Origin of the sequence: Leptolyngbya sp. GB1-A1, from assembly GCF_039962475.1 — a bacterium.
Taxonomy (GTDB): domain Bacteria; phylum Cyanobacteriota; class Cyanobacteriia; order Elainellales; family Elainellaceae; genus Leptolyngbya_A.
In genome coordinates this window covers 1-22,680 of the sequence record NZ_JAMPLI010000049.1, presented here as the reverse complement: position 1 = coordinate 22,680, position 22,680 = coordinate 1, and the positions used below count along the sequence as shown (strand labels likewise).

20 protein-coding genes are annotated in these 22,680 nt (G+C 52.1%); 8 read left to right on the top strand and 12 right to left on the bottom strand.

Features of this window, described 5'->3' with window-relative positions; translation table 11 throughout:
* Nucleotides 1-184 precede the first annotated feature (184 nt).
* The gene (gene dtd / locus NDI45_RS25815) at nucleotides 185-643 is read right to left on the bottom strand and encodes a D-aminoacyl-tRNA deacylase (protein WP_348249413.1); all 459 of its coding nucleotides are present in this window, start codon (nucleotides 641-643) and stop codon (nucleotides 185-187) included.
* A 256-nt stretch (nucleotides 644-899) separates the two neighbouring features.
* Nucleotides 900-2,048, bottom strand: coding sequence for a GTP-binding protein (locus tag NDI45_RS25810; protein ID WP_199296727.1), 1,149 nt, complete (start codon nucleotides 2,046-2,048; stop codon nucleotides 900-902).
* 135 nt (nucleotides 2,049-2,183) lie between these two features.
* On the opposite strand from NDI45_RS25810, the gene cysS reads away from it, so the two are divergent.
* Complete coding sequence (gene cysS / locus NDI45_RS25805; RefSeq protein WP_348249412.1) at nucleotides 2,184-3,680, top strand: cysteine--tRNA ligase; 1,497 nt, start codon at nucleotides 2,184-2,186, stop codon at nucleotides 3,678-3,680.
* A gap of 232 nt (nucleotides 3,681-3,912) precedes the next feature.
* On the opposite strand, the gene NDI45_RS25800 is transcribed toward cysS, so the two are convergent.
* Entirely contained in the window at nucleotides 3,913-4,143 is a 231-nt protein-coding gene (locus NDI45_RS25800; RefSeq protein ID WP_348249411.1) for a hypothetical protein, read from the bottom strand.
* A gap of 63 nt (nucleotides 4,144-4,206) precedes the next feature.
* Nucleotides 4,207-4,998 (bottom strand): YdcF family protein, encoded by a 792-nt coding sequence (locus NDI45_RS25795; protein WP_348249410.1) that lies wholly within the window; start codon nucleotides 4,996-4,998, stop codon nucleotides 4,207-4,209.
* A 289-nt stretch (nucleotides 4,999-5,287) separates the two neighbouring features.
* Between NDI45_RS25795 and NDI45_RS25790 the strand changes: the two genes are divergently transcribed.
* From NDI45_RS25790 to NDI45_RS25775, 4 genes are all read left to right on the top strand, one after another.
* Nucleotides 5,288-6,424, top strand: coding sequence for an aminotransferase class V-fold PLP-dependent enzyme (locus NDI45_RS25790; RefSeq protein ID WP_348249409.1), 1,137 nt, complete (start codon nucleotides 5,288-5,290; stop codon nucleotides 6,422-6,424).
* Nucleotides 6,425-6,459: 35 nt separating this feature from the next.
* The gene (locus NDI45_RS25785) at nucleotides 6,460-6,654 is read left to right on the top strand and encodes a hypothetical protein (protein ID WP_190793500.1); all 195 of its coding nucleotides are present in this window, start codon (nucleotides 6,460-6,462) and stop codon (nucleotides 6,652-6,654) included.
* 252 nt (nucleotides 6,655-6,906) lie between these two features.
* Entirely contained in the window at nucleotides 6,907-7,884 is a 978-nt protein-coding gene (locus tag NDI45_RS25780) for a cupin-like domain-containing protein (protein ID WP_348249408.1), read from the top strand.
* 113 nt (nucleotides 7,885-7,997) lie between these two features.
* Nucleotides 7,998-9,206 (top strand): MFS transporter, encoded by a 1,209-nt coding sequence (locus NDI45_RS25775; protein ID WP_348249407.1) that lies wholly within the window; start codon nucleotides 7,998-8,000, stop codon nucleotides 9,204-9,206.
* Between the two features lie 6 nt (nucleotides 9,207-9,212).
* Here the strand turns inward: NDI45_RS25775 and NDI45_RS25770 are convergent, their stop codons facing one another.
* Nucleotides 9,213-10,901, bottom strand: coding sequence for a GH3 auxin-responsive promoter family protein (locus tag NDI45_RS25770; RefSeq protein ID WP_190793499.1), 1,689 nt, complete (start codon nucleotides 10,899-10,901; stop codon nucleotides 9,213-9,215).
* A gap of 466 nt (nucleotides 10,902-11,367) precedes the next feature.
* On the opposite strand from NDI45_RS25770, the gene NDI45_RS25765 reads away from it, so the two are divergent.
* Entirely contained in the window at nucleotides 11,368-12,540 is a 1,173-nt protein-coding gene (locus NDI45_RS25765; RefSeq protein WP_348249406.1) for an aromatic ring-hydroxylating dioxygenase subunit alpha, read from the top strand.
* 314 nt (nucleotides 12,541-12,854) lie between these two features.
* Nucleotides 12,855-14,138, top strand: a complete 1,284-nt coding sequence (locus tag NDI45_RS25760; RefSeq protein WP_190793497.1) for an aminotransferase class I/II-fold pyridoxal phosphate-dependent enzyme — start codon at nucleotides 12,855-12,857, stop codon at nucleotides 14,136-14,138.
* A 272-nt stretch (nucleotides 14,139-14,410) separates the two neighbouring features.
* Here NDI45_RS25760 and NDI45_RS25755 read toward each other — a convergent pair whose 3' ends face one another.
* Nucleotides 14,411-16,132, bottom strand: a complete 1,722-nt coding sequence (locus tag NDI45_RS25755; RefSeq protein ID WP_348249405.1) for a glycosyltransferase family 39 protein — start codon at nucleotides 16,130-16,132, stop codon at nucleotides 14,411-14,413.
* A gap of 195 nt (nucleotides 16,133-16,327) precedes the next feature.
* Between NDI45_RS25755 and NDI45_RS25750 the strand changes: the two genes are divergently transcribed.
* Nucleotides 16,328-16,705: a DUF2237 domain-containing protein gene (locus tag NDI45_RS25750; RefSeq protein ID WP_190793496.1), complete on the top strand. Its 378-nt coding sequence runs from the start codon at nucleotides 16,328-16,330 to the stop codon at nucleotides 16,703-16,705.
* Nucleotides 16,706-16,763: 58 nt separating this feature from the next.
* On the opposite strand, the gene NDI45_RS25745 is transcribed toward NDI45_RS25750, so the two are convergent.
* The 6 genes from NDI45_RS25745 to NDI45_RS25720 form a co-directional block, all read right to left on the bottom strand.
* Complete coding sequence (locus NDI45_RS25745) at nucleotides 16,764-17,174, bottom strand: DMT family transporter (RefSeq protein WP_190793495.1); 411 nt, start codon at nucleotides 17,172-17,174, stop codon at nucleotides 16,764-16,766.
* Nucleotides 17,175-17,265: 91 nt separating this feature from the next.
* Entirely contained in the window at nucleotides 17,266-18,195 is a 930-nt protein-coding gene (gene crtB, locus NDI45_RS25740) for a 15-cis-phytoene synthase CrtB (protein WP_190793494.1), read from the bottom strand.
* Nucleotides 18,196-18,336: 141 nt separating this feature from the next.
* Nucleotides 18,337-19,758, bottom strand: a complete 1,422-nt coding sequence (gene pds / locus NDI45_RS25735; protein WP_190793493.1) for a 15-cis-phytoene desaturase — start codon at nucleotides 19,756-19,758, stop codon at nucleotides 18,337-18,339.
* Between the two features lie 211 nt (nucleotides 19,759-19,969).
* Nucleotides 19,970-21,574 carry an ATP-dependent DNA helicase RecQ gene (locus NDI45_RS25730; RefSeq protein ID WP_348249404.1) on the bottom strand — a complete coding sequence of 535 codons (1,605 nt, stop codon included), beginning with the start codon at nucleotides 21,572-21,574 and terminating at the stop codon, nucleotides 19,970-19,972.
* A 277-nt stretch (nucleotides 21,575-21,851) separates the two neighbouring features.
* Nucleotides 21,852-22,367, bottom strand: a complete 516-nt coding sequence (locus NDI45_RS25725) for a hypothetical protein (protein ID WP_348249403.1) — start codon at nucleotides 22,365-22,367, stop codon at nucleotides 21,852-21,854.
* Nucleotides 22,368-22,434: 67 nt separating this feature from the next.
* Nucleotides 22,435-22,527, bottom strand: coding sequence for a DUF2805 domain-containing protein (locus tag NDI45_RS25720; protein WP_347277908.1), 93 nt, complete (start codon nucleotides 22,525-22,527; stop codon nucleotides 22,435-22,437).
* Nucleotides 22,528-22,680: the final 153 nt, after the last annotated feature.

Here is a 22,680-nt window from a genome sequence, read left to right as displayed (position 1 = left end):
GACGTTAATCGATCCAGGGAATTAATGTAACATTGGTTCACATTAGCAATCGATCTAATAAGGTGTCAACCGCTACAGAGGAAAATTTAATTAGTAAATTTTATATCAATGGATACAGTTTTTGAACGGCGCATCGCGTTGCTCTAGGGCTTCGCAATCGAGAAAGCTTTAAAGAGAAAAGGAACTATTCCACAGTTGAGGCTTCGCGTTCTAGCAGAAGCGTGACTGGACCGTCGTTTTCGATCGAGACCTGCATCATTGCTCCAAAGCGGCCTGTCTCGACTTTGAGCTTGCTCTGGCGTAATTTTTGCACAAAAATTTCGTAATATTGCTCAGCAGAAGTCGGAGTAGCTGCTCGATCGAATCCAGGTCGTCTTCCTTTGCGACAGTCTCCGTATAGAGTGAACTGACTGATGACCAGAATTTCGCCCTGAATGTCCAGGATAGAGCGATCGAATCTGTCGCCCGACTCTCCCGGAAACAGGCGCAGGTCAAGGCATTTTCGCACCATCCAATCTAGCTCTGCTTCGGTATCGGTGTTGGCAATGCCAACGAGCAGGTTTAAGCCACGTCCGATTTTGCCAATAATTTCGCCATCAACAGTGACTTGAGAAGCAGTGACTCGCTGAATAACAACGCGCATAGTCGGAAAGATTCAGAGAAAGCAAACGACCTTAGATTCAATACCTTGTAAGGTGAACGTTCTTGCCCGCCCTATTCAGCAGGTTATCGCTCAAACCAATGGGACAAGATGCCCACTTTATCTTCAACAAAAGGAAATAAATAAGGACAAAGGGTTAGACTCAGGGTCTTAAAGTGAAAATCGGGCAGGAAACTAACCCACCCGATTACTCCATTGGGGAAACTGCTATGCAGCGTGAATCGATTCCAGCAGTCAATTACTTGCCGAAGCCTTTGCCGCGACTTGAGGGAACACAGAAGCAGTCTTGAATCTGCTGGCGCAGCGTGTCGTGATCCAGATTTTGACCAATCAGCACGATCTGATTTTTCTTGGGACGATCGCCCCACTCTTCATCGTCGAGAGAGAATCGCTTGCCGCTGAGGTGGAAGATGTGACGCTTCGGGCTTTCGTCGAACCAGAGGATACCTTTGGCGCGGAAGACTGAGGCAGGCAGCAGATTGTCGAGGAAGTTCTGGAATTTCTTGATGGCAAAGGGCTTGTCGCTCTCGATCGAGATTGACGTGAAGCCGTCTACTGCCAGGTGATCGGAGTGGTGATGGTGGTGATCGTGGTCGTGGTCATGCTCGCAGTGTCCGTGGTCATGGTCGCAGGCGGAGTGGTCGTGATGGTCGTGGTCGTGATCGTGATCGTGGTGGTCGTGATCATGCGCGTGATCGTGTCCCTTCTCCTCGGGCGCGAAATACTTGTCGGACTCAAACAGGCCCACGCTGAGGATGAGCGGCAGCGGAACCTGAGCTTTTTTAGTGCGGAGAATTCTGGCTCCGTCTTTCACATCCCGGATTTTGACTTCCAGCAAATCGAGGTTTGCTTCATCGACCAGATCGGTTTTGTTCAGCAGAATGATGTCGCCGTAGAGAATCTGGTTGTAGGCTGCCTGGCTGTTAAAGAGATCAAGGCTGTAGTTCTCGGAGTCAACTACAGTGACGATCGAATCTAGACGAGTTAAATCGCGCAATTCGGTTCCCAGGAAAGTGAGGGCGATCGGTAAGGGATCAGCCAGTCCGGTAGTTTCAACGACCAGGTAATCAATCTGATCGCGGCGTTCCAAAACACGGTAAACGGCTTCGACCAGATCGTTATTAATGGTGCAGCAAATACAGCCGTTGCTGAGTTCCACCATGTTATCGTCGCTGTTATCCAGGGTGATCAGCAGTTCGTTGTCAATGCCAATCTCGCCGAATTCGTTGACAAGAACTGCGGTTTTTAGCCCTTCCTGGTTTGTCAGGATGTGGTTAAGCAGGGTCGTTTTACCGCTTCCTAGAAATCCGGTAATAATCGTCACCGGAAGCCCGTGCTTGGCATTGTCCATCTTCAAGGGCGAATTTGTCGTGGCTGCTGATGTCATAACCCGTAGGAGAAAGCGTCAGAATAGGAAGGAAAGCTTGCAACGTGACATCCTTTTCTGGAATGCTGACGGTTGCGAATGCCTCTTTTCCTTATTATTGCTGATTTCCTCAAAGATGAGGTTTAACAGATACTTATGACTCTAACGCTGTATAACACCCTAACCCGACGCAAAGAACCGTTTGAGCCGATCGAACCCGGTAAGGTGAAGATGTATTGCTGCGGCGTGACGGTGTATAACTACAGCCACCTGGGTCATGCCCGAACCTATGTAGTGTGGGACACGATGCGGCGATATTTGCGCTGGTGCGGCTACGAGGTGCGCTATGTGCAGAACTTTACTGATATTGACGACAAGATTCTGAACAGGGCGCGAGAAGAAGGCTCGACGATGCAGGAAGTTGCCGATCGCTACACGCAAGCCTACTTTGAGGATATGCGGCGGCTCAACATTCTGGATGCAGACGAGTACCCGCGTGCGACTCATACGCTAGACGGCATTAAGCGACTAATTCACGAACTGGAGCAAAAGGGCTTTGCCTACGCCGCCGAAGGCGATGTCTATTACAGCGTGCGGAATTTCGCGGAATACGGCAAGCTGTCTGGGCGCAGGTTAGAAGATATGCAAGCAGGCGCAAGCGGTCGAGTAGAGGCTGATCCCGATGCCCAAAAGAAAAAAGACCGATTTGACTTTGCGCTGTGGAAAGCCGCAAAGCCCGGAGAACCTGCCTGGGAATCAGATTGGGGATCGGGTCGTCCGGGATGGCACATCGAATGCTCAGCAATGGTGCGCGAGTGCTTCGCAGATGCCGGTGGTAAAGAATTGGGGGAGACGATCGACATTCACATGGGCGGCGCAGACTTAATCTTTCCGCATCACGAAAACGAAATTGCTCAATCGGAGGCAGCAACCGGGCATCCCTTAGCCCGCTATTGGCTGCATAACGGAATGTTGAACGTGAGCGGCGAGAAGATGTCAAAATCGCTGGGGAATTTTACGACGGTGCGCGCACTGCTAGATTCCCCAAACGCGCCTGATCCGATGGCAGTTCGCTTGTTCTTGCTGCAAGCTCAGTATCGCAAACCGCTCGACTTTACCGAAGAGGGCTTGACCTCGGCGACGAATGCCTGGGAGACACTCACTGAGGGACTGCTGTTTGGCTTCAAGCACGGCGAGTCTCTGGGCTGGACAGATACGCAGGATTCCGCGTTTGGCGACCCGGCAGCAATGCGAATTCCCGATAGCGAAGCCGTGAAGCAGTTTCAGGCGGCAATGGACGATGACCTGAATACGGCGGGCGCAATGGCGGTAATTTTCGATTTAGCCAAGGAGCTTCAAAAAGAGAGCAATCGCCTGGTTCACGATGGCAAAGCCTTGTCCGATGCACAAACCCTGCGCGAACAGTGGCAAACCCTGGTCTGCCTCGCCCAAATTTTAGGACTGGAGGCAAAGCCCGTTGAGGAAACGATCGCCATTGACCCAGCTCAAATCGAGTCGCTGATTGAACAACGGCAGGCAGCGAAAAAATCGAAGAACTTTGCCGAAGCCGATCGCATCCGAGATGAACTGAAGGCTCAAGGCATTGCGCTGGTGGATAAACCGGGCGGTGTTGTGGAGTGGCACAAGATTTGATCAGATATTACTCAGATATTACAGGGAGTGAAGCGATCGCCATGACCCAGCTCCTCCAACAGCCCATAGAGCAGCCTACTAGAATTCGGGGAGCGTGGGAGAAATTCAAACTGATCCAGCGGGCATAGGTAGGCTCTTCAGGAGGGTGACTAGTCTATCCCGATGGAATTCTCGACCTTGTCAGAAGCAGTCCGCGCCTTTCGCCGAGAGATTTTAACCATGGCACAAGGAGCTAGCGATTCCTCCAGCCGTAGAACCAGCCGATGATACTGGGTTCACACTGCATCTTTTCGAAGTCGCGCCGATTTTCTGCGGCAACCTGGGCATACCAGAGGCAGTGCTGTTCCCACTCTTCGCGCGATTGAACTTCGTGATAGAACTGGTGGGTGGTTTGATAGACAGTGAAGACTTCGGCAACGTCTGCTTGGGGTGTAGGGATGATGTGATGGGGAAACTCAGACATAGGAGCAGGGGGGATCGGGGGTTCTTTTAGCGTAGCGGTTCTGGTAGTAAGCGACCAGTTGCCCTAGAGCCAGCCCCGCAATCGATAAACCACGATGCCGATGTATTCTTTCAGGGCACGGGTAAAGCCGTAGAGACCATCAATGTCGGGCAGCAGGCTGAGCAGTCTGGCTTCGCTGCTTCCATTAGCGGCAGCAAATTCCTGGTCGGCAATGAGAAAGTCGGTGGGGGCAGGAATGGCTTCGATTCCTAACTTTTTGAAGATCTGAATCGATCGCGGCATGTGCATTGCAGACGTAACCAGCAAAATTCGATTAATGCGGCGTGACTGAAGAATCTGCTTTACATTTACAGCGTTTTCACGAGTGTTGAGCGAAGTAGGATCTTGAACGATCGCTGACCTGGGAACCCCTAACGCTTCGACCAACTTTGCCATGTCTGCCGATTCAGGATCGCCGCCGCCCTGCCAGGAAATTCGTCCGCCGCTGAGGATCACCAGAGGAGCTTTGCCCTCCAGATATAGCCTTGCTCCATGAATCGGTCGATCGCCTGCCTCCATGACATCAATCCAGGGGCGGGGTGGACTTTGGGACTTGGTGGCACCGCCTAAAACAACGATCGCTTCTGCAGTGGGCAGGTTTGTGGGCGGAAGATACTGCTGTTCAAGCGATCGAACCAGAGCGGCGGAAACCGATCGATTGCTGGCAAGCAGGAGCAGAGCCAGAGCAAGCCCAATACAGCCTGCAGTCAAGCGGGGACGTTTCCAGACCGTAAACAGAGCGATGATCAGCAAAAAGCAGGACAGTCCGAGCGGGTAAATCAGCAGCGGCAGCAGTTTAGAGAAGAAAAGAAACATGGCAACTGAAAGGTAGGAAAAGGACAGGAGGTGAAGGGGGAATTGGCTGCTTCGCAGTTCTCCCGAAGGGGAATCGCGCTAGGCTAAAGCTTCAGAGGACGTTTGAGCCGCGATGCCCCTAATCCGAACCGCCTCCTCGCTCCCTAATTCGGAGGGGAACCGAGCTAACTTCGCTCTCGTTCAAAGTTTCTTGAAGTTGGGAGAGGTAAGGGGCAATCCAGGATATCTGCTACTCCTCAAACATCCTCTCAGCAACGCCTGATTGTCTACCCTAATTCAGACCAATTTCATGAATATTGAAACCCTCGCCGTTCATGCGGGTCGATCGATCGATCCTGCCACTAAAGCCGTAACGACTCCTTTGTATCTCTCTACGACCTTTGAGCGAGAGCCAGACGGCAGCTATCCGCATGGATTTCTCTATACGCGCATGGCGAGTCCTAATCGAGAAATGCTGGAAGAGTGTCTTGCTGCGCTGGAAGGTGGAGCAGCGGCGGCGGCGTTTTCTTCGGGGTCTGCTGCCACGATGAGCGTGTTTCAGTCGCTTGCGCCAGGGGAGCATGTGATTGCGCCGCTGGATGCTTATTCGGGGACAACCGCATTGCTCAAGACCGTGCTGATTCCGTGGGGGTTAGAAGTTTCGTTTGTGGATTTGACGGACCTGGCTCAGGTGCAGCAGGCGGTTCGCTCTAATACAAAGCTAATCTGGACGGAAACGCCCTCGAACCCGATGCTGCGAATTACAGACATTGCGGCAGTGGCAACGATCGCCCATCAGCACGGCGCGATTTGTGTTTGTGACAATACCTGGGCGTCTCCGGTGCTTCAGCGACCGTTTGAGCAGGGGGCGGATCTAATTATTCATTCCACGACGAAATACTTGGGTGGACATAGCGATGTGTTGGGGGGTGCGGTCGTGGCGCAAGCGAACGACGATCGGTTTGGGCGAATTCGTCAGATCCAGATTACAGGTGGGGCGGTGGCGGCCCCGTTTGACTGCTGGCTAGTTCTGCGAGGCATTCAAACCCTGCCTTATCGAATGCGGGCACATTCGGAAAATACGATGAAAGTGGCAGTCGCGCTGGCTCAGCATCCGGCAGTCGAAGCGGTTCACTATCCAGGGTTAGCTGAGCATGAGGGACATTCGATCGCCAAAAAACAGATGCGCGACTTTGGCGGGATGCTGTCTGTGCAGGTGAAAGGCGGCAGAGCAGCGGCGTTTGCAGTGGCGGCGGGGGTGAAACTTTTGACGCGGGCGACCAGTCTGGGAGGAGTTGAAAGTCTGATTGAACATCGTGCCTCGATCGAAGGGGCAGGAACCCAAACACCAGAAAATTTGCTGCGATTGTCGATCGGCTTGGAAAACCCTGATGATCTGGTGGCTGACTTGACACAAGCCCTCGATCGCGCTGTGGTAGAAAAATAAGGGCATGGCGAGGAGTTGAGCGGGAGCAAAGCTGAGTGATAAACGGTGCAGTCAAAACCGCCGGGAATGCGATCAGCTCCTGGCTGGAAGAGAAGGCAGCAAAGCAATCTTTGATTGGAGATTCGGTATTTTTCAGCAAAGCGCATTTTCCCTGGACGGAGGAACTGGAGGCAAACCGGCAGACCATTCGGCAGGAATGCGATCAGGTAATGGGAAGGAAATTCCCCTAATCTCGCTTAAAAAAGGGGAACGAAATGTTTCTGGGCGTTGTTTTGCAATCGATTAAGCGGATGGATTAAGTTAACAAACTCAGTTAACAAATCAAGTTAGAAATTAAGTTAATTGTTTCAAACTCTCCCTTTTTGGGAAAATTTTAAGAGAATTTCGATCGCCCTTCTACTTACCCTAAACCTGTTCAAATCTATTCCCTGGTATCGCTCGATCGCTAGCTAATTTTACGAAGTGAGTTGCCACATTTTCTTATGACAGCGAACCGTACCCAATCTATTGATATCTCTAAGTTCAGTCGATCGATCGCCAGAGTTGCTATCTCTGAGCTGAGAGGCGATCGCTTTTTTGAGAAGTATAAGAAACCAGGAATTCCAGTTGTTTTGACTGGGGTATTTCAGCCCGATACCGACTGGAATATCGACTATCTTTCCCATTTGCTAAGCAATCAGGAATTTGTGCTGCGCTACTACGGCAAAGCGCGATATCAGCAAGATAAACGCCAGTGGACAAGCATTGGCAGCGGCGTTGCACCCCAAACGAAACCATTTCTGGAATACGCAGAGCTATTACAGAGCGGCGAAGCGTACGAGCAGGATATTTACCTGGCAAAATGCCCAATTCACGATACGCCCTTGATCGAGACAGAGGCGATCGAAGACTACAAAACTGCGATGAATCAGATCGGCTTCACTCAGCCTGCTAGCACAATGAACCTTTGGGTAGGACCAGGAGGTCATGTTGAGTCGCTGCACTATGACGTGATGGATGGGACGCTGATTCAGCTTCATGGCTCGAAGCGCGTGGTCTTGTTTCCTCGATCGCAGCTCAGCAACCTTTATCCGTTTCCGTTTTATGTGCATTTGTGGCACGGTTTGAGGTTGCGATCGTGGTTTAGCCAAGTGTATCCCGATCGTCCAGATTATGAAGCGTTTCCTAAACTTAAAGCGGCGATGCAGCACCGGATCGAAGTGATTTTGAATCCAGGCGAAGTGCTTTACATTCCAGCAGGGTGGTGGCACGAGATCTCAGCCCTGGGCAATGAAATGGTGTGTTCGGTGAATCGCTTCTGGCGGGTGTATCCAACTCCTCGTGCCGTCTTCTTCTGGGGACGCTGTCGGGGCTATCTGGGATCGGTTTGTGCGGTTCCTCATACGATCGGCAGCCTGATCGCAGCTCTGTTTCGACCCGATCGCCAGCAGCGGATTCGGCAAATTTTGCAAATGCTATAGGTTGTCAGATTACGGCACATTTAAAAAAAACTCGTCATAATCGCAGCAGTGTTCTCCCGCTTGCCGGGAAACAGTTCTGACAATCTGACAACGACTCTCACATCCCTTCTGGCATGACGAACGTAAACCCCTTTTCTCTAGGCTGGATTCAGCGTCACTACCGGCTGATTGTTTTGCTGACTGCTGGATCGTTAGCCGTCATGCCCGGAGCGGTGATTACGCCTGTTTTGCCGCAAATTGTACAGCAGCTTGCCCTCAGCAAAACCCTCGCAGGCTATCTTGTGAGTGCCCATTATCTGACGGTGGCACTATGCAGTCCGGTACTGGGAATTCTTGCCGATCGCCTGGGACGAACCAGAGTGCTGATCGGGTCACTGCTGGCATTTTCGATCGCTGGGATTGCGGGAGCCTGGACGACCAGCTTTTTGCCGATGTTGACCACTCGCGCCCTGCTGGGAGCCGCTACAGGAGGCATTGCCGCCGCCAGCCTGGGACTGCTGGCACAGATGTATCCCGATGAACAGGCGCGATCGCGGGCAATTGCTTACGCTTCGACTGCGCTAACGCTGGCAAACATTGTCTACCCACTGATGTCGGGCTGGACGGGAGCGCAAAACTGGCGGTCTGCTTTCTATCTATACGGTTTAGGGGTTCCACTTGCGCTGCTTGCGCTGCTGTTTCTACGCGAGGGCAAAGTCGCGCCAAGGGCAGCCAAAGCCGCTCAACAAAAAAATCTGGCGCAAGTGCTGCTCCGCCAGCCCCAAGTTCTACGTCTGTTGCTGACGCTGGGTATTACCGCCGCCACCGCTTTCGCTGCTGTGATTTATCTGCCGCTGCACCTGACCACCACGCTCGGCACAAGCACGATCGATAACGCCCTGGTACTGGCATCTCAGGCGATTGGAGCAGCCTTGAGTTCTGCCCTTGTGGTCAGTCGGCTGCATCGTCGCTTTGGCATAGTTGCCGCGATTCCGCTCGGCTTAGGACTGCTTGCCCTTGCTGCTGTGCTTATCCCGCAGGCTCAAGCATATTCCCTTTTCATTCCCCTTGCGTTTCTGTTTGGCGCAGGCTTGGGGATTGCCGTTCCCAGCCATTATGCAGCTCTGGCAACCCTGGCTCCGCTTGAACTTCAGTCCAGCATTTTAGCGATCGCCACCGGGACAAACTTTTTAGGACAGTTTCTTTCTCCAACGCTCTATGGTGTGGTGATTCAGCAAAGTGGTGTCGTGAGCGTGTTTTATGCAGCGGCGATCGTTGCTTTGATAATGGGCGGATTTTGGGTGCTCATGAGTCGCTCTAAATCAGATATTCCAGTGAAATAATAACCCCTACCACTGAACCTCCTCGATCACCACTAAACCCGCCAGAAACTGCCGATCCTCACTCAAATGCGGAACCTTTAGCGTCGTATCCGATGCTCCCCGCAATAACTGCCGCTGCCGCACGATCGCAAAACTCCCCGGAGCCAAAATTCGAAGGAACGGGGGCGGAACCTCAGCCGATCGCACTGTCGCGTAGGGATGGTTAAATTTTCCTAAAAGGCGATCGAAGTGATGCAAAAATTCCTGCGCCTGAGCCAGTGTTTGACCCGGAGCCAGTTCGATATTGAGCAAATAGCGAGCCGGAAACTCGCAATCGGATAGCGTCACGCAAAAATCATCCAGCGTCAAACCAAACTCTTGCTGAAGCAGTTGCAGCGTTTGCGCCACATGAAATTCCGTGGTTTTCTCAGTTGTAGAAGAAAGTAGCCCGCCGCGCCGATGCCGAAACACAATCATGGGCGTATCTTCCAGAAAACCCACCACCTGAATCACATCGCCAATGTCGTAGCGATACACGCCGCTATAGCTAGTGACTAGAATTCGGTAATATTCGCCCACCTTCAACTCAGAAGCCAGCAGCGTTTTCGGTTCTGCCGCCTCCCATTGATCGGAGGGAATGAATTCATAGAAGCCGCTGTCAAGTGCCAGCACCGCACCATCCTGGTTGAAACGGGTATAGACCGCAAACGTGCCTTCGGCTGTTCCATACACGCTACCAAACACAGGTGTATCACCAAAGTATTGGGGAAATCGCTCAAAGTAGAAGTCCGATGTGCCGCCTCTCGCCGTGCCGATAAACGAGAACTTTGACCAGACCGCTCTGGGCGTGAGTCTGCCTTCGGATCGCAGAATCGATCGCAGTTCTTCAGCACGTTCTGGATTCGATCGCCAGCGTTTCTCTAAATTCGATCGAATCTCTGGTGCAAGCTCCAGCCAGGGAGCAATCGTGCCTTTGGCAATGTCCTCGATCAGGCTTTCAGCGTTCTCCTCCAGAATGCGGCAGATTCGCAAAATCGACATGGGAAAATTCGATGACATTCCCCGCACCTGCGGATTCGCCAGCGCAAACAGAATACAAGCATAGTGACGGCTGAGGCTATCGCCAACTTCCATTGCCGCAAACGGCTGAACAAATGCCAGCTCACACAGTCGGCGATTCATTCGATAGCTGCCCACTGTTACGGGACCGTAAGGAATGCCTGCGGCAGTGCGCCCCTGAAGCTTCACTGAATTAGTAGACAGCAGTTTGCCAAAATGCACCGGAGGCTTGTTCTGTCTGCGCTGTTCCTCGATTGCCTCAAAAATAAACCCAAAACTCGCCGCGTTTGCTTTGCCCAACGATCGCTGAAATCGCCGCGTCACCGGAACCATTTTCTGCTTGCCCGTGGTGCCGCTCGTCAGGTTGATATACACCACCGGGTCAGCGGTCAGCACATTTGGTTCCCCATTAGCGATGCGCTGCATCAACGGCTCATAGTCCTCATACGACCAAATCGGCACGCGATCGCGAAACTCATCGATCGATCGCACCTCCCCCAGCCCAAACTTTTGCCCCAGTTCTGTGTCCTGCTGCACGCGCAGGAGCGTTTGCAGATAGGTATCTTGTGCGGCGATCGGGTCACGCGCCTGATGAATTAGCTTGGCTTTAGCGGCTGCACCGTAGGCTTTGAGCAAGGGCAAAACGAGGGTATTCATTCAGTTTGTCTTTCGCGTTGTTTGCAGTCTGTTTTAGGGTGGGCTGGAGAACCAGATTTTACAATGATGCTGTTTGACACTGCTGTAAGGTGATTCTGAAGCCCGAGGCGATCGAGTCTAGAAAATCCGGGAGTCTGAAGAAGATGCGTGAACCGTTACGACTTCCCGATCCGCCCGCTTAGGGTGTGTTTAAATCCCCGATGATTCCCCCTAATTCTCTTGCATTAACCCGTGAACCATTAACCCCATGAGACGAACGATTTCGCTCCAGGTTGCATCCCTTAGAAACCGGCCAGAAACCTATCAGTCGATCGACTCGTCATACCGATCAGTATGATGATGACTTGCATCCGCTTCAAAAATGGTTCACAATCCATCCGAAGGGGCTAAAAAGACAAGTAATTCTACTCAGTCTAAGTGGGTCATCTCGTCCGATCCCCTGTTGCTCATGGTGTAGGGTACGCTCATGGAACTGGCGACAACGCTGAAAGGTCAGACGGTTCAAAACAAAATTCGTGAGGTTGGTATCAATCCCAACCACTGGTATCCGGTTGCCTGGTCGCATGAACTGGAGCGGAGTCGGGTCATTCCGGTGCGGGTGTGGCAGCAGCCGATCGCCGTTTATCGGGATGCAGAGGGTCAGGTTTATGCCCTGGAAGATGCCTGTCCGCACAAAGGAATTGAGCTGCACCAAGGCGAGGTGACGGGCGATCGCTTGGTCTGTCCCTATCACGGGTGGGAGTTTAGCCCCCAGGGAGATTGCGTCAACATTCCCTATTTGCCGAAGGGTCAAAAATTGCCCTGTGCCCAGGCACGCAGCTATCCCGCTCAAGAGAAGTACGGCATCGTCTGGGTTTTTCCGGGCAACCCGGTACTGGCAACCGAACGATCGCTGCCCGAAGTGCCCGAATACGACGATCCCAACTGCTTGATCATTCCGATTACGGGACGGTTTCAGGCACACTTCTCGATCTGCAACGAAAACACGATGGATGTGTTCCACGGCTTTTTGCATCGCAATCTGCAAGGCTGGTTTGATCCCGTTTTGCTAAAGCTGCGCGAATCGGAAGGCTCGATCGAGGCACAGTATCGTGTTTCTTATCGCGGCTTTTTGTCGAAGTTTTTGGGGCTCAGTGCCGACAGCGATGGCGTGACCCAGCGAGTGGTGACGATTCAGTATCAATATCCCCACTACCACAGCACGATGGAAGGGGTGTCGTCGCTGTATTTAATGCGGCTTCCGGTGAGTCCAACTGAGACCCGATCGTTTTCGATGCTCTGTTTGCCGCTGGTCAGGCTGCCGAAATGGTTATTGCGATCGCTTAAGCCTGTAGCAGTGCCGCTTGTACGTCGTTTCCTGTTTATGCAGTTTCTAGAGCAGGACGTGGAGATGATGGAAAGCGAGCAGCGCAACTATCGGCTGAATTCGCAGCGTCGCTATGTCGAAATTAATCCGGCAATCATTGCGCTTCAGCGCGTGATCGTCCGTCAATATGAGCAATTCAGCCAACAATCGGAGGAATCGCGCCTGGAGGCTGAACGCCTGTCCCAGGCTGGAGAGTCTGGAGCGGTTTCAGGAGCTTTGCAGGAGGCGAATTCCACCCCTGCGGCACAGCCCGCACCTACGGTGACGTATTAGCAGCGAGGTTTAAGCGAACTGTGCCTGTCTTGCAACTGTACCAACCGCCGCTCTACAAACGTTTAATTAGTGGCACTTTTGACTATAAACTTTCTTTAAGCCAAAGAAGGTTGATTAAAGCGCAGGAGCGATGGGCAGAGGCAACTTTTCGATTGATCGATCGGTCAAGGATACGTGTCAGTATTATGAATCAGTCAATCCCGCTTCCTGCCAGGGTTGAACTTGAAACACAAGGTTCGATCGGGTTCAGCGAATCTCAACTGAACTCAAGGACATGCATTCACAACAACGAATTGAGGTGAGGGGAGTTAACTGTGCGAGTTGTTAAGGAATACGTTCAACGCTGGTATGAAAGTGGTCTAGACCCTGATGAATACATCTGTCACGGCAGCAAAGCGGGGAATCTAGTTGAAATCGAAGAGGCGGCAACAGGCATTCGCCGTACCGTCCTGACCTTCTGCACCAACGATGTACTGGGACTGGTTCAAAACAAGGCTGTGCAGCAGGCGGCGATCGATGCGGTTCTCCAATACGGCACGTCAAACAGCTCTTGCTCGGTGCTAAGCGGTCGAATTGACCTGCATCGGCAGCTCGAAGACGAAATTTCTGCCTTCAAGCATCTGCCCCATACGCAGCTTTTCCTGAATGCGTGGATGGCAATGCAGGCGTTAATGGATGCCTTCTGTCATCTGGCGATTCCGGTTCCGGGGTTCCAAAACACCCGTGAAACCCTGATCATGACTGACATTCTCAACCACGGCTGCATCGTTTCCGCCCTGGCAAACGCCGGAACCCGATCGGGCAAAATGTTTGGCCACAGCCCCAGAGTACGGGTGCGGGCGTACCGTCACTGCGATATGGCAGATCTGGCACGGAAATTGCAGCGGCATGCTCGCCCAGACGATCGCATTATGGTCGTTTCCGATGCGGTCTTCTCAATGGACGGCGACATTGCTCCCCTGCCGGAAATGATCGACATCCTCGCGAATTATGAGGACAGTGTTCTAGTGATGGATGAGGCTCATGCCAGCGGCGCACTGGGCGATCACGGTGGCGGCATTTACGATTACTTCGGCATTTTGCCCCAGCACGCGATCGACAAAGGGGTGAATCCGCTGATTATGACCACCTTCTCGAAGTTCGCTGCGTCTGCTGGAGCCGCTATCAGCACTCACAGTGCTGAGCTGAAGCCACTTCTGAATGTTTCGCCGACTTCGATCGGTACAATTTCTCTTCCCGCTCCGACGACAGCAGCGGCACTAGAAAGCATTCGTCAGGTGCGCCAAAATCCGGCTCTGGTGAAGCGACTCCACGAGAATACGAGCTATCTGCGGGCAAGACTGGTCGAGCATGACTTTGAGGCGATCGGCGAAACCAACGTCGTTCCCGTGGTGCTGCCGACTGACATTAACCCGAAGCACTTCGCTCGTCAGCTCATGTATGAACATGGCATTTGGGTATCACCGATCTGGTTCATCGCCAAGCCGCGTTTGCGAATTACTGCCAATGCTCTGCACACCCGCGAAGAAATTGACAAGCTGGTGGCAGCGATGATGGCAGTGCGTGAGGCGCTTTATAAGACGACGATCAGCGCGTAAGCTCCTTAGGGTTGGTACTGCCTACCCTTAGCTTTAGGCATCGAATCGTTGCTTTCTAAGCAGCCTGGTCGCATCAACGCAGATCAAACGATGTAACGATATTTCGTCTTTTACTAGGGCGGGGTTAATCCCTGCCCTTACCAATTTCTGGGGTTTGCAGTATTTGCGTTGTTAGGCTCTATCCCTGCTGTAGGTTGGTTTGAGGGAGAGCATCTAGCTCAGTTCGTTTATCAGGCGATCGTCAGGCGATCGAATGTAAGCCAAACAGAATTTTATTCCTGACGCGAGCGACAGCGAAAAAGCTGATAAGGAAAGCCAACCCGATGAAATTCTTCTGGATCAACGGGACAAAGAGCTTTGCGATTGGGAGTTGCCGGATTAGACAACCGCAGGCGAGACGGATAATCTTTGGTTCGCATTCCGGGAGACGCAACGACCCAGAGATTGAGCGGCATCGGCAAGGGCTGAGCAAGCTGGGGCAGGGTGCGCCAAACCTGACTGTATCCCTGAGTCCGATCGACAAAGGCAAATCTCACGCGGTCATTGGCTAGATCGGGCGGAAACTGCTTGCGAAGTTCCAGGGCAAAGCTGAGTCCCAAGGCAATTTCCTGCGGCGATCGATAGCTAACCATAGCCACCAGCGATTGGTCTGGTTCAAATGCCATGTCCTGAGCGACGCGTGTCGGACGGTAAGACTTTTGAAAAGCAAAACCGTTCACCACCAGTAAACTGCTAAGCAGCCCAACAATGAGTAGAACGATCGGTGTAGCGCGATTTGAAGTCTTGTCTCTCTGATCTTGCCCACCAATTAAAACGGCTCCTAATAACGCACCCATCGCCGGATAGTAAACGAAGTTATAGCGGGGAACAATGGTCAGATCCTTGTCGAGCAGATAGACGATCGCAAAAAATTCCAGCAGCACAAAGCCGACAAATCCACTCAGCAGCAGCAGCGGCGGACGAACAAGCTGATTTCGCCATTGCCGTCGAATTCCTTTCACAATTTGCCATCCTAGCCAGAGGGCAAAAATTAACCCAATACTGCCGAAAAAGTAAACGATCGAGTCTGGCTGTTCCTCGATCGGCAGGGCAATCACCATCAGCAGCCAGCCTACCAGCGTTTGATACAGCGGCGCGATCCGATCAGTCCAATCTGGCTTGTAGGGAATGAGCCAGTCGGTTTCGGGACGACTCAGGTGACTGAGAAAGATCGGAAACCAGGGCAGATAGCCCGCCCCCAGCGCAAGAATGCCTGACCCCAACCCTACCCAGTGACGGCGCAGAGTCTCGCGTCGCTGCCAGAACATCCAGAGGGCGATCGTTCCAATCTGGGCAATCAGCGCAAGCAAACAAAAATAGTGAACGTACAGCCCGATCAGGTTAATTCCCGTCCAGCTTATCCAAAGCCAGGGTGTAAAGGTACGGGGCGACTGCTGAATCTTGACCAGCATCACCAGAGCCAGCGTGATGAGCAGCATGGGCAGCGTGTAGTGACGAGCTTCCTGCGACAGGTAAACCGCGAACGGCGAAACTGCCATTAGCGCAGCCCCAAACCAGGCAGCCGCAGGCGAAAACGCGACTCGATTTAGCCAGTAAAGTGCGGCGATCGATCCCACTCCAAATAGGGCAGGCAGCGATCGAATTGCCCAGACCCAGTTGCTCGAATTGGGCTGAAGCCAGGCTAGCCAGTGATAAATCAGGCAAAAGAACAGCGGTGGATGCACCGATTCGTGCACCAGGGTTTGAGTAATCTGCGGACAGGACACCCCCGATCGAAACGAAAAAATCTGCTCCAGATCCGTCAGCGAAAAAAAGACATTCAACGGCACATCTGCCGAACTTTTGCCCATCGTAAATAGGGCAGTCAGCACTTCATCCAGCCAGAGCGGTTTCGCATCAAGGTTCCAGAAGCGTAGCCCCAAGCCCAACAGCAGAATTAGCGTCAGCAGCAGGGCTGAATTCACTTTGCTGGTACTGAACTCTTTTAGGCGCACGGTTGCCGGCTTCCTGACGCGATCGATCTTTTTCAGTTTACGGGGTTGCGATACGGTTTAGAGAATGTTTGAAAATTGGCGAGTTCTTTTCCCTTAACGCTGATGCGATCGCTCAGTGACTTCAAAGGGGAACTGCTTCGCACTACTTTTCAGTTTCTATAAACTGTAAGAAATAGAAAAACTTTGGAACTCATCATGGCAAACGCAAGCAACGTATTGGGAACTCCACTGCAACTCTGCTGCACTTCCCCCATAACCGGATACTACCGCGACGGCATGTGCAGCACTGGAGCAGGCGATGTGGGGGCGCATGTGGTTTGCGCTCAAGTGACAGCAGAGTTCTTGCAGTACACCCAATCTCGCGGCAATGACCTGTCTACGCCAATGCCGATGTTTAACTTTCCCGGACTGAAGCCGGGCGATCGCTGGTGCCTGTGTGCCTCGCGCTGGAAAGAAGCCCTGGATGCAGGCGTTGCGCCGCCCGTGGTGCTTGCCTCAACCCATGCTTCTGCACTGGAATACGTGTCGCTGAACGAACTAAAGCAGCACGCGATCGATCCAGAAGCCGTTTAGTCCTTTGATAATTAGTAAATCCTTAATTAAAAATTAAAGGTCTAAGCCAGGGCAGTGCTCAGGCAGCAACCAAAATCACCGACAGTAATGCCAGCCCAATGCCAACGGCTTGCCGAAAGGTAATCGCCTCATGCAAAAAGAAATGGGCTAAGCCGAGCGTCACTGCCGGATAAAGGGCAGATAGGGTCGCAACCAGCGTTACGGGTCCATGCACGACTGCCTGGAGGAAGCAAAATGCCCCTCCTGCACCGAGCAGCCCGGTCATCATTGCCAAAGGAATACCTAACGGGTGAAGCTGTGGGCGAAACTGAAGTCCTGCGAGGGTGATTGCACCCAGTAGCAAACCACCCGCGACTTCAAAGATAATCGCGCTGCTGGGTGCTAGATAGCGGGTTGTCAGCTTGGGCAAAAAACCCCAAAATCCCCACAGAAAAATGGCGGCGGTCGTGGGTAAAATCCACTCTTTCATAGGTTTTGAATTACTCCAGGTCAGGCAATTCATCCATTTGATTGAATTAGCCTGATCCACAAAGAACTTTCTTACCCTAGCGCAAGCACCGCTATAGCACTTCTGCCTTCAGCTTCGAGATGGGCAGGTACAGCATCTTTTGCCACCCTGGTACATAAGCCCGCTTGCGAAACACATCATACTGATTTCGCTCGATCGCATTCAAAATCCCGCGATACAGCATCAGGGCAGACCATACTGGGAATCGAGCATCAGGGCTGAGTTGACTAATTCCCGATTCAGCTTCGGCAAAAAACTTGCGGGCACGCTGAATTTCGTATTTCATCAGGGCACGCCAGCGATCGTCCACAACGAAGTTAAACAAGTCTTTTTCGCTGTAGTTAAATTGCTCCAGGTCTTCCAGCGGCAGATAGATTCGTCCCCGACGGGCATCTTCTCCTACGTCCCGAAGAATATTCGTCAACTGGTTCGCAATGCCCAGTGCGACTGCCTGAGGTGTAGGATTATGCTGCGGTTTGCCCTGATCCCAGGGAGCAGTTCCGTGACGAGTATCAACTCCCATTACCGGGGTCGTCATCAAGCCAACGGTGCCTGCTACCCGATAGCAGTAAAGCTCTAGTTCTTCAAAGGTTTCATAGCGCGATCGATACAGATCCATTCGCTGGCCGGCGATCATGTCGCGAAAGGGCTGAATCGGAATCGGAAAGCGATCGAGCGTATCGACCAGAGCCACATCTACATCTTCGAGCGGCTGTCCGGTAAACAGAGTTTCTAGATTGCGCTCCCAGTGATCCAGCGTCTCCTCGGTGGTTAACGCCGCACGAGGACCATCGACCAGTTCGTCGGTGCGCCGACACCAGACATAAATTGCCCAGATTGCGTGGCGCTTTGCCTCAGGCATCAGCAGAGTACCGAGGTAGAACGTTTTGGAATACTCTGCCGTAATCCGACGACAGATTTCGTAGGAGACCTCTAGAGGAGTTAGGGCAGTAACACGGGGAGATTCAGGCAGTTGCAGCATTACATCGCAAGCTGAGGGTTGACTTCGGCGCAGGAACTTCGGAGCGATCAGCTATCAGCTATTCTCCTACGGAGGTGCAACAAAATTGGCAGCAGTTTGGGAAATTTGCGAGGATTTGTTCGCTATCTGCTGCCAGGGTGCTTAAACAGAAGCAGTAAGCTCTAATTTTGCTGCAGTTTGCTCCAGTTCAGACTGTCGATCGACAATCGCTTGAGCCGTCAGTTTACCAGATAATACTGCTCCTTCCATACTGGCAAGGTATCGCTGCATTGTATAACTGCCCGACAGGAAAAAGTTTGCAATTGGGGTTGCCTGATCCGGGCGATATTCCTGCCGTCCGGGAGTTGACTTATAAACCGATCGCGGCGTTTTCACGACCCTCGATTTCAGCAGTCTGGCAGAATCTTCTGTACCAAAGTGATCAGGGAAGAGTCGATGTAGCTCTGCCATTGTTGCCGCTACGATTTCTTCGTCTGATTTGTCGATCCAGTCCTTTGCCGGAGCCAGTACCAGTTCCAGCATCGAGCGATCGGGATTCTCGTATTCGCGGCAGGTGTTGCTCATATCGGCATAAACGCTAAGCAGCGAAGAGCGCGAAAACAGCAAGTTATCGATATCGGTCAGCTTGCGATCGAACCACAAATGCAGGTTGATCACGGGTACACCTTCCAGTCCATCGAGCTGTTTGAAGTAGTCTACAGACCTCCACGGCTGCGGCAGCAGGGCTTTTAGCACATCTACCGACATTGCAGACACATAGGCATCGGCAGTCACAACTTCATCGGATGCACCTTCCAGTCCGCGAATCAGAAAATCCTTTACCGTGCCGTCAGCATTGAGGCGAATCTCCTTCAAGGGCTTCTTGAGCAAGACCTGACCGCCCCGTTCGGTGATGTAGTCTACCATGGGCTGACAAAGCCGCTCGGTTGGCGAACCGTCCAGAAACGCCATTTTCGAGCCGTACCGCTCCTGCAAAAAGCGATTCATTGCTGTGAGAATGATCGTAGAAGAAATCTCATCGGGTCCGATAAAGTTTAGCGACTTAGACATCGCGATAAAAATCTCTTCGTTCACCCGCTCTGGAATCTTGTGCTTTTGCAGCCATTCAGTCCAGGAATATTTGTCCATTTCCTCGACGTATGTCTGACCGCGCAGCATCACGGGAACTAAGCCGATCGCAAACTTGATCTTTTCCTCCCAGGTCAGCATATCGTTGTTGCGGAGGATGGCGGTAATGCCGTTCCAGGGAGCTGGAATATCAGGGAAGTCGAAGCGAGAATACACTCCCGGATTATCCGGCTGATTCATAATCAGCGAATGCTCTTTCCACTGAAGTCGGTCTTCGATGCCCAGCTCCTTTAATAGCTGCAACATATTGGGATATGCACCGAAAAAGATGTGCAGTCCAGTTTCGTACCAGTCGCCGTCTTCATCTTTCCAGGCGGCAACCAATCCACCCAGCACATCCCGACTTTCAAACACGATGGGCGTATGACCTGCATCCACCAGGTATTTGGCACAAGCCAAACCTGCTAGCCCTGCTCCTGCGATCGCAACACGCATTGAACGCTCTACCCTTTGGAGTACTCACTGCCTCATTATTATACGTTGCAGAATGTTACGTTTAGCGGGCAGCGGAGCGAATCCTGAAGGAAATCTGAAATCAATGCAGAGTGCGATCGTCACAAGTTATCAGGCTCTTGTCCTGTAATGAGTACTAATGATAAGTACCAAGGATGAATACCTAATCACGAATGACCAATAACGAATGACGCTAAGACTTGTCTAACCGAACGAGCAGCCGCCGCAGCACGGCAATTTCAACGCCCAACGTTTTATAGCCTACGCGATCGAACAAAACGACTACTTTATCGCCCTCGTAGCGCATCACCGTACCCACACCCCAAGATTTATGCACGACCTGACTGTTAACCGGATAAGGCTGACGGTCCGAGTCCTCGATAATCACTCCGTTCTTGCAGTTGTCACAGTTGTCGCAGGGCTTCTGGTACTCCTCGCCAAAATAGTTGAGCAAATATTCCCGCCGACAATCCTGCACTTCAGCATAGCTTCGCATCATTTCCAGGCGCGATTTCTCGAACTGTCGCTGTCTTTCCTGCCCCTCAACGGCGGCTGCGGCTGCAACTTCCAAGTCTTCTACTTCCTCACTGACCGCCACTTCTCCTGTTGGCAGAGTTTTAACTGCGCCTACTGCGTTGAGGTGACTGAGAGCTGTTTTTAGCTTGCCCTGAGATAGCTCGGTTTGCTCCTGGAGTTCCTTAGGGGTAACGGGTTCATCCTGCTCCTGAAGTATTTCTGCAACCTGCTTTACCTCTTCGGTTTCTAAATGTCCACCGCTTGCAAAAAATCGGCGCAGCCTCAGATCATCAGGATTGTAGAACAGGATAATTTCTGCGGGATCGCCATCTCGTCCTGCCCGTCCGATTTCTTGGTAGTAGGAGTCGATTGAATCACTAATATTGGCATGAAACACAAACCGCACGTTTGGCTTATCCATGCCCATGCCAAAGGCAGTTGTTGCGACTAAAACGTCAATTGCGTCTTGCATAAATGCGGCTTCGGTCTGAGTTCGATCGCTCGATTTCATGCCGGCATGATAAAAACTCGATCGCAGCCCAACTTCCTGAAGCTTCTGGGCAATTTCCTCAGTGTGCTTGCGGGTTGCCGCATAGACAATTCCTGGCTTCGCTGCCTGCCGAACACAACTGATGAGCGCGTCCTGTTTTTCTGCCTCATCGTCGAACCGGCGCACGTCTAAATACAAATTGGGGCGATCGAACCCACGCACAATTACTGCCGGATTCTTCATGCCGAGTCGCTGCATAATTTCTTCCCGTACTGGAGGCGCAGCCGTTGCCGTTAGTGCGAGAACGCGTGGATGCCCCAGTGCCTCGATTACCGTTCCCAGCCGCAAATAGTCCGGGCGAAAGTCATGTCCCCAGGAACTCATGCAGTGCGCTTCGTCTACCACAAACAGCGATGGCTGTGCTGCCTGAAGCTGCTCTAGTGTTTCGGGATTGTTAAACTGTTCTGGAGCCAAAAACAGAAATTCCAGGTCGCCCTGCTTAAAGTTCTCAAATGCTTCTTGGCGATCGGATGGCTTCACGGCTGAGTTAACCACTGCTGCGGCTCCCACATCCTGCTGGGCGATCGACTGCACCTGATCCCGCTGAAGCGCAATTAAGGGCGATACGACCACTGTAGCTCTGGGCATTACTGAGGCAGCAAGCTGATAAATTGCAGACTTTCCCGCTCCGGTAGGCATAACTGCCAGCGTGTCGTGTCCGTCTAAAACTGCCTGAATTGCCATTTCCTGACCAGGTTTCAGCTTGTCGTAACCAAAACGCTGCTGCGCCATCGAATTCAGTTCCCCAAGATTCAGCTTTTTCCTGCCCATGTGCTATCTACTGCCATTGCCATTTAAGATTTGACGCATCACTGAAAACAGGAAATTTCACGCGACATACAGCCATAGAAATCTCTGGATGTTTTATCGGATCGGTGTCCTGGCAACCCAATTTGGATGGGCATGACAACCACCCCACCAGGGATTTAAAGAAGTTGCACATCGAGTGATTTGAGTTTTCGGATGAGCGTAGTCGTAAGATAGCGAAACTCAACCACAGCACATATCGTTACTTGGAGAGATCAGCCGTCTTCAGGCTCTCTTCACAGGGAAGAGTCGCTCGCTGGAGTGCCCACAATATTCCAGTCGCGATCGTACTGCTGAACAGCATCAAACCGATTTGCGGTTTCCCTAAAATAGCGCAGCTCAAACTTGCCAACCCCAGGACGATCGCTAATCCTCTGGCGTAAGCTAACATTCGTCGCGCAGCTTGCTGAACCTCGGTCACCCGCTTTAGCAAATCGGCATCTTTGCCTAAATATTCCGAAGCGTGCAGCAAATGCTGGTTTGCCTGATACTTCACCAGATCGAGCTGATAGTAAGTGCCCAGTTCACGATCGCGCAGATTTGCTACAGAATGTAGCCCAAACCGCTTTGCGTGAGCGATGGCTGTCCGAACCTGCTGCTTGGTCGCGCAAGGACGCAGAGCCTCAAACACGGATTCTCGATACACGCCCGTCTTTGCCATTTCGAGAATTTGTTCGCTGAGTTCCGATACAGAGAGGCGGCGCGTGATTCCGTTCATAAGCATGTAAGCAGGATGTTCAGGGTTCTATCCTAGCCCTCTTTGTACTGGTTTTGTACTGCTTATTCTATTTCTGGTTATCAGATTTAAACCGTTCCACCATAAACGATCGCTGTTGAGCATGTTTGGTTTTGCGTCTACTCACGCGCTTGCACCACATCATCTATAAACTAAAAAGACACCCTCCTTGAGGAGAGTGCCTTGATTGCTAAGCAGCGAGAGCTTAACCGTGGATAGCGGGAGCGGTGACTGCAACAGGAGCAGCCTCACCCGCAGCCAGGTCAAGCGGGAAGTTGTGAGCATTACGCTCGTG